12 protein-coding genes are annotated in these 12,758 nt (G+C 62.6%); 2 read left to right on the top strand and 10 right to left on the bottom strand.

The genetic code is table 11. The annotated features are described in order from the left end of the window. Positions 1 to 39: 39 nt before the first annotated feature. The 7 genes from CLU88_RS09720 to CLU88_RS09690 form a co-directional block, all read right to left on the bottom strand. On the bottom strand, positions 40 to 1,212 hold the full coding sequence (locus CLU88_RS09720; protein WP_099656416.1) for a ribonucleotide-diphosphate reductase subunit beta: 1,173 nt from the start codon (positions 1,210 to 1,212) through the stop codon (positions 40 to 42). 134 nt (positions 1,213 to 1,346) lie between these two features. Next, positions 1,347 to 4,256, bottom strand: coding sequence for a ribonucleoside-diphosphate reductase subunit alpha (locus CLU88_RS09715; protein ID WP_099656415.1), 2,910 nt, complete (start codon positions 4,254 to 4,256; stop codon positions 1,347 to 1,349). 374 nt (positions 4,257 to 4,630) lie between these two features. Continuing rightward, on the bottom strand, positions 4,631 to 5,230 hold the full coding sequence (ampD, locus tag CLU88_RS09710) for a 1,6-anhydro-N-acetylmuramyl-L-alanine amidase AmpD (RefSeq protein ID WP_099656414.1): 600 nt from the start codon (positions 5,228 to 5,230) through the stop codon (positions 4,631 to 4,633). A 1-nt stretch (position 5,231) separates the two neighbouring features. After that, entirely contained in the window at positions 5,232 to 6,734 is a 1,503-nt protein-coding gene (locus CLU88_RS09705) for a sigma-54 dependent transcriptional regulator (RefSeq protein WP_099656413.1), read from the bottom strand. Between the two features lie 5 nt (positions 6,735 to 6,739). Beyond that, positions 6,740 to 8,443 carry a PAS domain-containing sensor histidine kinase gene (locus CLU88_RS09700; protein ID WP_099656412.1) on the bottom strand — a complete coding sequence of 568 codons (1,704 nt, stop codon included), beginning with the start codon at positions 8,441 to 8,443 and terminating at the stop codon, positions 6,740 to 6,742. Continuing rightward, the gene (locus CLU88_RS09695) at positions 8,440 to 8,673 is read right to left on the bottom strand and encodes a PP0621 family protein (protein ID WP_099656411.1); all 234 of its coding nucleotides are present in this window, start codon (positions 8,671 to 8,673) and stop codon (positions 8,440 to 8,442) included. Before CLU88_RS09695 ends, CLU88_RS09700 begins: the two co-directional genes overlap by 4 nt. After that, entirely contained in the window at positions 8,670 to 9,467 is a 798-nt protein-coding gene (locus CLU88_RS09690; RefSeq protein ID WP_099656410.1) for an inner membrane protein YpjD, read from the bottom strand. Before CLU88_RS09690 ends, CLU88_RS09695 begins: the two co-directional genes overlap by 4 nt. A 106-nt stretch (positions 9,468 to 9,573) precedes the next feature. Between CLU88_RS09690 and ffh the strand changes: the two genes are divergently transcribed. Continuing rightward, entirely contained in the window at positions 9,574 to 10,956 is a 1,383-nt protein-coding gene (gene ffh / locus CLU88_RS09685) for a signal recognition particle protein (protein ID WP_099656409.1), read from the top strand. A 124-nt stretch (positions 10,957 to 11,080) separates the two neighbouring features. Here ffh and CLU88_RS09680 read toward each other — a convergent pair whose 3' ends face one another. The 3 genes from CLU88_RS09680 to CLU88_RS09670 all read right to left on the bottom strand — a co-directional run bounded on the left by CLU88_RS09680 (position 11,081) and on the right by CLU88_RS09670 (position 12,317). Further along, positions 11,081 to 11,428 (bottom strand): hypothetical protein, encoded by a 348-nt coding sequence (locus CLU88_RS09680; RefSeq protein WP_099658766.1) that lies wholly within the window; start codon positions 11,426 to 11,428, stop codon positions 11,081 to 11,083. Between the two features lie 18 nt (positions 11,429 to 11,446). Continuing rightward, the gene (locus CLU88_RS09675) at positions 11,447 to 11,896 is read right to left on the bottom strand and encodes a hypothetical protein (RefSeq protein ID WP_099656408.1); all 450 of its coding nucleotides are present in this window, start codon (positions 11,894 to 11,896) and stop codon (positions 11,447 to 11,449) included. A gap of 166 nt (positions 11,897 to 12,062) precedes the next feature. Then, entirely contained in the window at positions 12,063 to 12,317 is a 255-nt protein-coding gene (locus tag CLU88_RS09670; RefSeq protein WP_099656407.1) for a hypothetical protein, read from the bottom strand. 203 nt (positions 12,318 to 12,520) lie between these two features. On the opposite strand from CLU88_RS09670, the gene CLU88_RS09665 reads away from it, so the two are divergent. After that, positions 12,521 to 12,751 (top strand): hypothetical protein, encoded by a 231-nt coding sequence (locus CLU88_RS09665; RefSeq protein ID WP_099656406.1) that lies wholly within the window; start codon positions 12,521 to 12,523, stop codon positions 12,749 to 12,751. The last annotated feature ends 7 nt before the right edge of the window (positions 12,752 to 12,758 follow it).

Here is a 12,758-nt window from a genome sequence, read left to right as displayed (position 1 = left end):
TGTGGTGTAAGCGTCCATGGCCGAAAGTGCGCGATCTGATCAGTCCCAAGACAGGGCGCCGCCCGACTGGTACTCAATGACCCGGGTTTCAAAGAAGTTGCGTTCCTTCTTCAGATCGATCATCTCGCTCATCCATGGAAAGGGGTTCTCTTCGTTCGGGAAGAGGGTCTCCAGGCCGATCTGGGTGGCGCGGCGATTGGCGATGTAGCGCAGGTAGCCTTTGAACATCGACGCATTCATGCCCAGCACGCCACGCGGCATGGTGTCTTCGGCGTAGCGGTATTCCAGCTCCACGGCCTTCATGAACAGGGCATTGATCTCGGCCTTGAACTCTGAGGTCCAGAGGTGTGGGTTTTCCAGCTTCAGCTGGTTGATCAAGTCGATGCCGAAGTTGCAGTGCATCGACTCGTCGCGCAGGATGTACTGGTATTGCTCGGCCGCGCCGGTCATCTTGTTCTGCCGACCCAGCGCCAGGATCTGTGTGAAGCCGACGTAGAAGAACAGCCCTTCCATCAGGCAGGCAAAAACGATCAGGGACTTGAGCAGTGTCTGATCGGTTTCGAGCGTGCCGGTGTGGAAGTTAGGATCCATGATCGCTTCGATGAAGGGAATCAGGAACTCGTCTTTGTCCCGGATGGACTGGACTTCGTTGTACGCGTTGAAGATTTCGCTTTCATCCAGGCCCAGCGACTCCACGATGTACTGGTAGGCATGGGTGTGGATGGCTTCTTCAAACGCCTGGCGCAGCAGGAACTGGCGGCACTCGGGGGCAGTGATGTGGCGGTAGGTGCCCAGCACGATGTTGTTGGCGGCCAGCGAGTCGGCGGTCACAAAGAAGCCGAGGTTGCGCTTGATGATGCGGCGCTCGTCATCGGTCAACCCATTCGGATCTTTCCACAACGCGATGTCGCGCGTCATGTTCACCTCTTGCGGCATCCAGTGGTTGGCGCAGGTGGCGAGGTATTTTTCCCAGGCCCACTTGTACTTGAACGGGACGAGCTGGTTGACGTCCGTCTGGCCGTTGATGATGCGCTTGTCTGCTGCATTGACACGGCGGTGTGTGGCTGCAGGGGCCTGCTGTGCACTGGTTGCAGGCTGCGATGCCGTGGACTCAAAAGACAGCGGAGACTGCTCTGCTTGGCGGTTGTTTTGCAGACCGCCGTCCGTTTGATTTTGCGATGAGGGCTTGACTTCTTCGTCCCAGGTCAGCATAGATTTTCCAGTGTTCGGATTATGAAAGCAGTGCTGCAAAAAGGAAAGCACTGAAGCGTTATGCAGCAACGATTTGTTGCTTCACAGCACATGCGCAGCACACCAATTGGGGTCGGTGTGCCGCGTGGTTGTGGTTACTGGCACGCCTCGCAAGCCACATCGTCAATCGCAGTGAATTGAACGTCGGTGGCTGGCACTGCTGATGTGGTTGCGGCAGAGGCTTCGGGCGCGTTGCCGTGGGCTTGCGCGCCGTGGGCCGAAGTGCCTTCGGTACCGGAGGAGACGGCATTGAGCTGGCGCGTATTCACGGTGCTCATTTCCACGTGTGTCGCGCTTTGCGTGCGCAGGTAGTAGGTGGTCTTGAGGCCACGCACCCATGCGAGCTTGTAGGTGTCGTCCAGCTTTTTGCCCGATGCACCGGCCATGTAGATGTTCAGGCTCTGGGCCTGATCGATCCACTTTTGGCGGCGCGAGGCCGCCTCCACCAGCCACTTCGGTTCCACTTCGAAAGCTGTGGAGTACAGCGCTTTGATGTCAGCGGGCACGCGGTCGATGGGGTGCAGCGATCCCTTGAAGTGTTTGAGATCCATGATCATCACGTCGTCCCACAGGCCCAGGCGCTTGAGGTCGCGCACCAGGCCGCCGTTGATCACGGTGAACTCACCCGACAGATTGGACTTGACCGACAGATTGCCAAACGATGGCTCGATCGAGGCGTCTACGCCGATGATGTTGGAGATGGTGGCTGTGGGGGCAATGGCCACGCAATTGGAGTTGCGCATGCCGTCCTGCGCGATCTTCTTGCGCAGCGCATCCCAGTCCAACGTGGCAGAGCGGTCCACTTCCACGTAGCCCCCACGGGCTTGCGCCAGCATGTCCAGGGTGTCGAAGGGCAGGATGCCGCGGTCCCACAGCGAGCCTTTGTAGCTGGAGTATTGGCCGCGTTCCTTGGCCAGTTCGGTCGATGCCCAGTAGGCGTAGTAGCAGATGGCCTCCATCGACTTGTCGGCAAACTCGACGGCTTCTTGCGACGCGTAAGGAATGCGCAACTCATACAAGCTGTCCTGGAAGGCCATGAGCCCCAGGCCCACCGGACGGTGGCGCAGGTTGGAGTCGCGGGCTTTCGTCACGGCGTAGTAGTTGATGTCGATGACGTTGTCCAGCATGCGCATGGCCACCGTGATGGTCTTCTTCAGCTTGTCGTGATCGATCTGGCCATCCTTCAAGTGCTGGCGCAGGTTGACCGAGCCGAGGTTGCACACGGCCGTTTCGGTGTCGCTCGTGTTGAGGGTGATTTCCGTGCACAGGTTGGACGAGTGCACCACGCCAGCGTGCTGCTGGGGCGAACGCACATTGCAGGCGTCCTTGAAGGTGATCCAGGGGTGGCCTGTTTCAAACAGCATGGTCAAAATCTTGCGCCACAGGTCGGTCGCCTGCAAGGTCTTGCTGGGCTTGAGTTCGCCGCTGGCGGCCTTGGCTTCATAGGCCACGTAGGCCTTCTCGAAGTCTGCGCCAAACAGGTCGTGCAGATCGGGCACGTTGGATGGCGAGAACAGGGTCCAGGTGCCCTTTTCCATCACGCGGCGCATGAACAGGTCGGGAATCCAGTTGGCCGTGTTCATGTCGTGCGTGCGGCGGCGGTCATCGCCGGTGTTCTTGCGCAGCTCCAGGAACTCCTCGATATCCAAGTGCCAGGTTTCCAGGTAGGTGCAGACAGCGCCCTTGCGCTTGCCGCCCTGGTTCACGGCCACGGCCGTGTCATTGACCACCTTGAGGAAGGGCACCACGCCCTGCGATTCGCCGTTCGTGCCCTTGATGTGCGAGCCCAGGGCGCGCACGCGGGTCCAGTCGTTGCCCAGGCCGCCGGCAAACTTGGACAGCAGGGCGTTTTCCTTGATGGATTCGTAGATGCCGTCCAGGTCGTCGGGCACCGTGGTCAGGTAGCAACTCGACAGCTGCGAGCGCAGCGTGCCGCTGTTGAACAGTGTGGGCGTGCTGGACATGAAGTCGAAGCTGGAGAGCACTTCGTAGAACTCGATGGCACGGGCTTCCGGGTCTTTCTCATTGAGCGAGAGGCCCATGGCCACACGCATGAAGAAGGCTTGGGGCAACTCGATGCGGCTCTTGCGCACGTGCAGGAAGTAGCGGTCGTACAGTGTTTGCAGGCCCAGGTAGTCGAATTGCAGGTCGCGCTGGGGCTTCAGGGCTGTCGCCAGACGGGCCAGGTCGAATTTCAGCAGGCGTGCATCCAGCAGTTCGTTGTCCACGCCCTTTTGGATGAATTGGGGGAAATACTCGGCGTAGGCTGCGCCCATGTGGTCTTGCGTGACGTCCCGGCCCAGCACTTCGCGCACGATGGTGTGCAGCAGCAGGCGTGCGGTGGCGTAGGTGTAGTCGGGGTCTTTCTCGATCAGGGTGCGGGCCGCCAGAATGGATGCCTTGTACACCTCGTCCATGGGCACACCGTCATAGAGGTTGCGCATGGTCTCTGCCACGATGGGGTCTGCCTTGATGTCTTTGCCCAGCCCAACGCAGGCCGATTCGATCAGGGACTGCAGGCGGTGCAGGTCCAGCGTGACGCGCTGGCCGTTGTCCAGCACATGGAGTACAGGCACGGCGGGGGCATGTTGCTTGACCAGATTGGCGCGCTCTTGCGTGCGGCGCTCGCGGTACAGCACATAGGCACGGGCCACTTCGTGGTGGCCGCCGCGCATCAGTCCCAATTCGACTTGGTCTTGCACGTCTTCAATGTGGAACGTGCCGCCACCGGGGCGTGAGCGCATCAGCGCGCGGCTGACGCCCTGTGTCAAGGCGTCTACCACCTCGCGCACGCTGGCCGATGCTGCGCCCTGGGTGCCATGCACCGCCAAAAAGGCTTTCATCAGAGCGATGGCAATCTTGGGTGCTTCGAAGGGCACGACCGCGCCGTTGCGCCGAATGATCTGGTAATGGCCTTGGGCGTTGGCTGCCGTGTTGGCGGCGTCGCCTGCGGCTTCTTCAGGGGTGGCGTGCGTGGTGGCGGGCGTGTTCAAAGCAGCTTGCATGGGTGTCCTCTTCTGTGGGCTGACTGGGGTGTGTGGGCAGCCGCTGGGGCTGCTGCAAAGGCGAGAGTGGTGCGCCAGCCTTTCGGCTGTCGCACACTATATATGGTGTGTCGATTGTGTTCAAGACACTACCGGTAGTGTAATGCCTTGGGTGTTGGGTTTCTGGAAACCAGCTGTTTTGCACCCCTTCAGGGGTGGATGCAGAGCGTGAAAACCCGCTGTGCCACACGGTTTGGAAGAGCAGACCTTGTGGTGGTGCGGGCTGTCGCGGTATTTGGCCCGCTGCGGCGCTCAGTGCTTGGTTTGTCTTTTTGGAAGGGGGGCGATCCTACCCTGAATCCGCCCCGATTTTTAAACCTGAAAACAGGTCGGGTTTAGCGAGGGGTCACTTGACTGGGGAGTTCCAGGGTGCTTTGGGTCAGCAGCTCTGCCAGTTTGTGCCAATCGAATCCAGGCCCTGGATCTTGCTTGCGCCCGGGGGCTACATGCTCATGCCCTGCCAGATAGCGCAGGGGATAGCGTTCGGCCAAGGCATGGCAAAGCGCTGCCAGGGTGAGGTACTGCGCAGATTCAAAACGATGCCCCTCCAGTCCCTCCAGTTCAATGCCAATCGAGTCATCGTTGCAGTTGGTTCTGCCGCGATAGGCCGACTGGCCTGCATGCCAAGCCCGTTGGTCGCAGTCCACAAATTGCCACAGGCGCCCGCTGCGCTCAATAAAGAAGTGGGCCGACACCTGCAATCCACGGATCTGCTGGAAATAGGGATGGGCCTCCCAGTCCAGGGTGTTGGTGAACAACTGTTGCACGGCCCCGGTGCCGTAGTGCCCGGGCGGCAGGCTGATGGAATGCACCACGACCAAGTCCACCGACTGCTTGGCGTCCACAGGGCGGGGGCCGTGGTTGGGCGAAGGTAGGCGCATGGCATCGCGGTGCCAGCCACCGTCCCACAGGTCTGGCGATGGGGCTGAGGCCATGTCAGCCGATCTCGTCCAGAAAGTCCTGGTCGTTGGGCACTGCGATGTTCAGCCGGGCGATGCGGTAGCGAATCTGGCGCAGGCTGATGCCCAGCCGCGCGGCCGTGGCGGTGCGGTTGAACCCGGATTCTTTCAGTGCCCGAACCAGAATGTCCCGCTCCTGCTGGTCGAGCCAGGCCTGCAAGTCGTTGGGCAAGGCGGGGCAATCTGCCGCCGAATGCGGCGTGCCGTGGGTGTGTTGGTCGGGCGTGGGCTCGGGGCGGGCTGAAGGTTGTGGCGGTGCGGCGTCGCCTTGCCACTCCACTTGCAATTCGTCCCCTTCGCTCAGCGCCACGGCGCGGTGCAACAGGTTTTCCAGCTCACGCACGTTGCCTGTCAGGGGGTGCGATGCGATGGCCTGCAAGGCCGCTTCGTTCAGTCGGGGCACGGGCATGCCGGACTCTTGGCTGATGCGCGCCAGCAAGGTGGTGCACAGGGCGGGCAAGTCCTCCCGGCGCTCACGCAGTGGCGGTATCACGATCTCGATCACATTCAGGCGGTAGTACAAGTCCTGGCGAAAGCGCCCGGTTTGGACATCGGCGGCCAAATCGCGGTGGGTGGCACTGACGATGCGCACATCCACTGTTTCCTCCTGGGTAGAACCCAGGGGACGCACGCTGCGCTCCTGGATCGCGCGCAGCAGTTTCGACTGCATGGCCAGCGGGAGGTCGCCGATCTCATCCAGAAACAGTGTGCCGCCCCGTGCCGCCTGGAAGTAGCCGTCGCGGTCTTGGTTAGCGCCGGTGTACGACCCCTTGCGCGCGCCAAAGAACTCCGCTTCGAGCAGGTTTTCCGGGATGGCGCCGCAATTCACAGCGATGCAGGGGCCGTCCGAGCGTTGGCTGCAGGCGTGCAAGGCCTGGGCCACCAGCTCTTTGCCGGTGCCTGATTCGCCGTGCACCAACACGGGGGCCATGCCGCGCGCGACCTTGGCGATGCGCTGCTTGACATTGCGCATGGCTTCGGAGTCACCCACCATGCGTGCCAGCGCTGCGGGCACGATCCCTGGCGCAGTGGCAGTCTGTTCGCCACCAGAGGCCGATGAGCGCTGGGTGGTGCCCGCTCGGGGGGCTCGGGGGGCGGGTGTTGCGCCGGTGCCCTGCACGGCAGAGGCCACGACCGAGCGGAACTGCTTGAGATCGACCGGCTTGGTCAGGTAGTCAAACGCGCCCGACCGCAGGGCCTCCACCGCGTTCTCTGCCGACCCATAGGCGGTCATGACCACACAGCGTTCGCGGCGTTGCTGGTCGCGCAGGTCTTGCAGGATCTCCATGCCAAAGCCGTCAGGCAGGCGCATGTCGGTGATCACCACGTCAAAGGGGCGGCCCTTGAGCTGTTCACGGGCCTCTTGCACGGTCGAAGCGGTCTCGACGCGGTAGCCCTCGCGCAGTAAGGTCAACTCGTACAGGGTGCGCAGGTCGGGCTCGTCATCAATGACCAAAATGGAGGCAGCGGTGGCGTTCATGGTTCTCAGATCACGATGGAGTCGAATAGCGTGGCGGCTTCTTGGGGGCGTGTTGTGCGCCTGAACGCCACGGTGAAGGCATTGCCGCCGGTGTTGCCACGCGCGGTGGTACGGTGGGTGCGCTGGTAGCTGATGGAGGCGCCGTGCCTTTGGCACAGTTCGCGGCATATATAGAGGCCCAGGCCGCTGGAGCGGCTCTCTGAGGAGAAAAAGGGCTCGAACAGGTGGCGCTCCACGGATTTGTCCATGGGGGCACCGTCGCTCCAGACCTGCAGCGTGATCTGGCCTGTGACGCTGGTGCGGGTCTGCACCTGCAACGAGTCTTCATGGGGCCCCATGTAGCGCAAGGCGTTGTCCAGCAGGTTAACCAGTACCCGGCGCAGGTGCTCGGTATCAAACTCTACGTGCAGCATCGGCGCATTCAGCAAGATTTGCCCTTGGCGCTTGGCGGGCTCCTGGGCGCACCAGTCACTCCACACCTGGGCCACGCTGGCATCCAGCGCCAGCGTGGAGGCCGGCGCATGGCTGATCTGGTGTTGCACGCGGGCAATGTCCAGCACCTCCTCGGCAATGCGTGCCAGTCGGTCGGCGTTTTGCTGCACCATTTGTGCCAGTCGTTTTTGGCCAGGGTCTTGCAGGTCTTCTTCCAGCAGCGCGTTGGCTTGGACGATGGCGGCCAGCGGATTGCGGATTTCATGCGCCACGGCAGCAGACATGCGGCCCATGGCGGCCAACTTTTCGGTGCGCAGGCGCGCCTCCAGTTCCCGCAGGTCATGCAAGAACATCACGCACAGGCGCTCTCCGCGGCTTTGCGGGTCGGCGTGGGTGGATGTCATCCAGGTGCGTGCATGCAGCCCGGTGGGACTTTCGCCAGGGTGCAGCAATGCGACGTCGGCCGTTTGGGGGGCTTCCTGGTCAAACGTGCGGTGTGCCAGGTCCACCAGGGGCTGCCAGCCTTCGCACCGGCCCAGGGAAAAAGGCAGCTGGGTGTGCTGGCTCTCCCCCAGCAGGCCCTGAGCGGCCGGGTTGGCCATGCGGACCACGTCGCTTTCGTCCACCACCAGCACGCCGTCGCTCAAATGCTCAATCACCAGGGCACTCACCTGGGTCTGCACCTGCGCTGCCATCCTGTTGCGCTGGGCGACTTCCTGCTCGCCCACCAGCCGGGTGGCCAGTTGGTGCACCAAGTAAGTCACCACAAAATACCCGGTGCCCGTCAGCGCGCTTTGCAGGTAGCGCTGGGTGTCGTCGCTCAGCGATTGGGTGCTGCTCCACCAGGCCCACAGCAACAGCAGCAGCGTCACGGCGGCGGTGGTGCCCAGTGCCAGGGTCAGGGTGCCGAGCACGGCGGCCATCAGGATGGGCAGGCCGAACAAGGGGGTGAAATTCATGGCGCCCGTGTGCAAGAGCTGCAGGGTGCTGACCACGGCAATGTCCACGCCGATGGACGGAAGCCACTGCACGCCCGTGCCCGCAGCAGGGGGGGCATGGCGCCCCAGAATGCGCAGCAGCACGGCAGCGCATAGGTAGGCCCCGCATACGGCCATCAAGACGGGGTCGCTGACTTGGTTGAACCACCGTCCCAGGATCTGCAGCACCAGCAGAGCCACGGCAATCATCACCCGTCCTGTGAGAAAGCCACGCCACAGGCGCACAAAGGGCGCGTCCGCAGTGTTCAGCCGGGCGTCGGCCAACAGGGCTTCTTTCATGGGCGCAGCGCAGGGCCAGCGCGCAGGTGCTCAGCGCTGCAATAGGCCACGCCACGTTGCACGACCGCATCGCTGTAGGGCAAGTGCAGGCCGCAATGGGCGCAGGCCACCATGTCCTGGGGTTTGGGGGGGGCTGCGGGTGGGGTGCGCGCTGGCTGGGCGGGCTCGCGCTTGCTGCGCCATACGCCCACGGCAATCACCAGCACGATGAACAGGACCAGGTATTTCATACGCTGCGGCCCAGCACGACTTCCATCACAAAACGCGAGCCCACGTACGCCAGCATCAGCAATGCAGCGCCTGCGTACAGCACCCGCACGGCATTGCGCCCGCGCCAGCCAAAGCGTGCGCGGCCCAGCAGCAAGGTGGCAAACGTGAGCCACGAGAGCATCGAGAAAACGGCCTTGTGGTCCCAGCGCCAAGCGCGGCCGTACAGGGTTTCGCTGAACAGCCAGCCCGCCAGCAAGGTGGCGCTGAGCAGCACAAAACCGGCCGTCACAAAGCGAAAGGTCAGCCGCTCCAGCGTCAGCAGAGGAATGCCACTGTGTGGGTCTTCGGCCTGGCGGATGTGGCGTTCTGCACGGGTCATGAGCCAGGCGTGCACCACGGCAGCGGCAAACAGGCCATAGCAGGCAATGCCCAAGGCCAGGTGCAGCGGCAGCCAGGCCGATGCCGCCACATGCAGCGGCTGCCCAGGAAACGCCAGGGCCAGCACGATGGTGGCGGCGCCCAGGGCGGCCAGCACCCAGCGAGCCTGCATCTGGGGAAAGAGCTGCCGCTCGACGGCATACACCGTCAATACCAGCCAGGCCGTCATCGACAGGGCCGGGGCAAAACCGAAGCGGGGCGCATCACCCCACAGCCCCCAGACCAGCAGGGCACCGTGCAACACCCATGCCACCAGCAGAGCGTTGCGTGAGGCGGTGGCGCCCAACCGGGCGGCGGCTGCGGCAGGTGCAGCGTATGCCAAGGCTGCGGCAAGGGCCAGCAACCAGCTGACGGGGGAAGCACTGGGTAAAATCATGGGTCACAGTTTAGCCTTTCGCCCGCTGCCAGCGCTTTGGCAAACCTGCCCACATTTGACCTGTGTGCGGGTAACGGGTAACCCTGGAACCTTTCCAAAATCTCCTATGGCCTCCGCACTTACCGACAAACTCACGCGACTCGTCAAGGAGATGCGTGGCCAGGCCCGCATCACCGAATCCAACGTGCAGGACATGCTGCGCGAAGTGCGCATGGCGCTGCTGGAGGCCGATGTGGCCTTGCCGGTGGTGCGCGACTTCATCGCCCGCGTCAAGGAAAAAGCCCTGGGCCAGGAGGTGCTGGGCTCACTCAAGCCCGGGCAGACGCTGGTGAGCATCGTCAACCAGGAGCTGGCCGCCACCATGGGCGAGGGCGTGGCGGACATCAACCTGGCCGCGCAGCCCCCGGCCATCATCCTGATGGCGGGCCTGCAAGGTGCGGGTAAAACGACCACCACCGCCAAGCTGGCCAAGCACCTGATCGAGCGGCGCAAGAAGAAGGTGCTGACGGTGTCGGGCGACGTGTACCGCCCCGCCGCCATCGAGCAGCTCAAGACCGTGACTGCGCAAGCCGGTGCCGAGTGGTTCCCCAGCACCCCGGACCAAAAGCCGCTGGACATCGCCCGCGCGGCGCTGGACTATGCCAAGAAGCACTACTTTGACGTGCTGCTGGTGGACACGGCCGGGCGCTTGGCCATTGACGAGGCCTTGATGAAAGAAATCAAGGACCTGCATGCCGCCCTCAACCCGGTGGAAACACTGTTTGTGGTGGACGCCATGCAGGGCCAGGATGCGATCAACACCGCCAAGGCCTTCAAGGAAGCCCTGCCGCTCACCGGCATTGTGCTGACCAAGCTTGATGGCGACTCGCGCGGTGGTGCCGCGCTGTCGGTGCGCCAGATCACGGGGGCACCTATCAAGTTTGCGGGTGTCTCCGAAAAGATCGACGGCCTGGAGGTGTTTGACGCCGAGCGCCATGCGGGCCGCATCCTGGGCATGGGCGACATCGTGGCGCTGGTGGAGCAGGTCACGGCCGGGGTGGACATCGAGGCCGCCCAAAAGCTGGCCGCCAAGGTCAAGAGCGGTGACGGCTTTGACCTCAACGACTTCCTCTCGCAAATCCAGCAGATGAAGCAGATGGGCGGGCTCTCCAGCCTGATGGACAAGCTGCCGTCTCAGCTCACCGCCAAGGCCGGCTCCATCGATATGGACAAAGCCGAGAAAGACATCAAGCGCAAGGAAGGCATCATCCAGAGCATGACCCCGCTGGAGCGCCGCAAGCCCGATCTCATCAAGGCCACCCGCAAAAAGCGCATTGCCAACGGCGCCGGTGTGCATGTGCAAGAGGTCAACCGCCTGCTCAAGGAGTTTGAGCAGATGCAGGACATGATGAAGAAGATGAAAGGCGGCGGCCTGATGAAGATGATGAAGCGCATGGGCGGCATGAAAGGCCTGGGCGGCATGCCCAAGATGCCGTTTGGTGGCTCCTGAGGTGTTGGGTGCTATTTAATTGATAGCTGCTGACGCTTATGCATAAAGCGTTAGGCGCCAAAAGGAACGCGACTCTTGCAAAAGGGCCGCGTTTTTTTTTGGGCAAGGCCCTTTGACGCGGTTGTCAGTGGGATGAGGGATTGGTATCGCCGCTGCTGGGCAATGGCAGTTCGGGGCAGGGCCAGTTCAGCAGTTCTGCCAGGCGGGTCGTGATCCAGGTGGCCTCGGCCACCGACACGCCCGACTCGGCCGTGCACAGCCCCGCATGGATGCGCAGCAGGATCTCTGTTTCGGACGGGGCCTGCACGTGGTACAGCGTTTGCGCGTGCTCCACCAGATGCCCCGACAGGTCTTCACACAGCTCGTAGCGGGCGCGAACGATGGAAACGGGTTCGCGCAGGCGCTGGCGGTGGTCGGCGTACACCGCCATGAACGAGGGCGGAACGTGGATCTGGTTGTCGTCTTCGAGCATGGCCAGATTGTGGCCCACTCACTGCACGCGGTTGAACACCAGCTTCTTCTGGGTTTCCGGGTCAAAGAAGTCAAAGCTCGAATCGCTCAGCGAGAGGATCTTTTGCTCCATCCGCACCTGTCGGTTGGGCTTGAGCTTTTGGTTGTTGATGTGGGTGAAGACCCGCTTGAAGTGGGTGCCGTCAAAAGACCAGTCGCCGCTGGAGGTGTTGTCTGCCAGCACGGCCCCGTCCGGGCCCTTGTACACCGCGTGCTGCGTGAACTTGCGGTTGTCCTTGAGTTCCGTGGTTTGCTGCAGCAGCCATTCGGACGTTTGCAGGGTGTGCTTCCATTTGCCCACCAGGCGGGCCTGGGGGATGGCTGCAGCGCTGGTTTTTGCGGCCGTTGCAGCTGGGGTGGTCGGGGTGTTTTGGGCCCACACAGCGGTGCTGGCGGCCAGGCACAAGGCCAGAAACAGGTGCTTTTTCACAGGGCTCTCCCAAAAAGCGCGAAGTGTCCCAGAGACCGGGCCCGCAAACTGCCCGCCGCGCGCCGTTGGGCGAAATGACCGGTGGCTCCTGTGTATTTGTTCGCGATTCTTCGGGTGTTTTTGGGGGCGGGCACCCCATAGCGGGCTGGTGGGACCGCGTGGTGGGTCAGTCGGGAGTGAACAGGCGCTCGAACTTGGCTTGGTCTGCCGCCAGCTCAAAGGTCACCACCTGGCCCATCTTCATGTCCGACAGGCGGCAGGCGGCATACAGCGTGGTTTTGCCGGCCAGCTCCATGGCATCCAGGTCAATGATGGCGTAGGGGTGGGGCACAAAGACCTGGTGCTCAAAAATCTCGCGGTATTGGTTGCGGGGCGAAGGGTAGAGCTTGTACTGGTCGGTGGTGATGGTTTGTGTGGCCATGGGCTCAAAAAAGTAAGGGCAGGGCGCGTGGCGGGCCAGCGTGGTGGGGGTACAGTGCGGGCGAATGCTACAGACATTCCTGTAGGGCTTATGCAAAGCGGGATGCAACCACCGCCTTGGCTTTCGGGCATGCCGCTTGGCTGACCCCTGTTTGCGTAAGCCATGTCCTGTAGAAACCCTGTTGAACTACCGAAAACATCCCCATGGCACGATCCAAAAGTGAATGGCCGAACAAGGTGCTGGCCTTGATCCAGTCCGGCAACCACGCCGCCGCAGTGGCGCAAATCAAGGTGGCCCCCACGGTGGGCGACATCACGCGGCTGCAAACCCAGCTGGCCAAACTGCCGCCATCGCCCGCGCTGCAGCAGCTGCAGAACTTTGTGGAAGAGGAGCGGGCCTTGCTGGCCGCGCCCCGCCTGCACCGTGCGCCATGAGCTACGG

This window comes from Acidovorax sp. 56 (assembly GCF_002749705.1).
Lineage (GTDB): Bacteria > Pseudomonadota > Gammaproteobacteria > Burkholderiales > Burkholderiaceae_C > Acidovorax.
The sequence above is the reverse complement of the archived record's forward strand: the minus strand, read 5'-3'. Positions and strand labels throughout refer to the sequence as shown.

Bases quoted from the DNA above. Each gene is read 5' to 3' on its own strand.
- CLU88_RS09665 (WP_099656406.1), top strand. From the start codon at position 12,521: ATGGCACGATCCAAAAGTGAATGGCCGAACAAGGTGCTGGCCTTGATC.
- CLU88_RS09670 (WP_099656407.1), bottom strand. From the start codon at position 12,317: ATGGCCACACAAACCATCACCACCGACCAGTACAAGCTCTACCCTTCG.
- CLU88_RS09690 (WP_099656410.1), bottom strand. From the start codon at position 9,467: ATGATTTTACCCAGTGCTTCCCCCGTCAGCTGGTTGCTGGCCCTTGCC.
- ffh (WP_099656409.1), top strand. From the start codon at position 9,574: ATGGCCTCCGCACTTACCGACAAACTCACGCGACTCGTCAAGGAGATG.
- CLU88_RS09700 (WP_099656412.1), bottom strand. From the start codon at position 8,443: ATGAAAGAAGCCCTGTTGGCCGACGCCCGGCTGAACACTGCGGACGCG.
- CLU88_RS09720 (WP_099656416.1), bottom strand. From the start codon at position 1,212: ATGCTGACCTGGGACGAAGAAGTCAAGCCCTCATCGCAAAATCAAACG.
- ampD (WP_099656414.1), bottom strand. From the start codon at position 5,230: ATGGCCTCAGCCCCATCGCCAGACCTGTGGGACGGTGGCTGGCACCGC.
- CLU88_RS09695 (WP_099656411.1), bottom strand. From the start codon at position 8,673: ATGAAATACCTGGTCCTGTTCATCGTGCTGGTGATTGCCGTGGGCGTA.
- CLU88_RS09680 (WP_099658766.1), bottom strand. From the start codon at position 11,428: ATGCTCGAAGACGACAACCAGATCCACGTTCCGCCCTCGTTCATGGCG.
- CLU88_RS09715 (WP_099656415.1), bottom strand. From the start codon at position 4,256: ATGCAAGCTGCTTTGAACACGCCCGCCACCACGCACGCCACCCCTGAA.
- CLU88_RS09705 (WP_099656413.1), bottom strand. From the start codon at position 6,734: ATGAACGCCACCGCTGCCTCCATTTTGGTCATTGATGACGAGCCCGAC.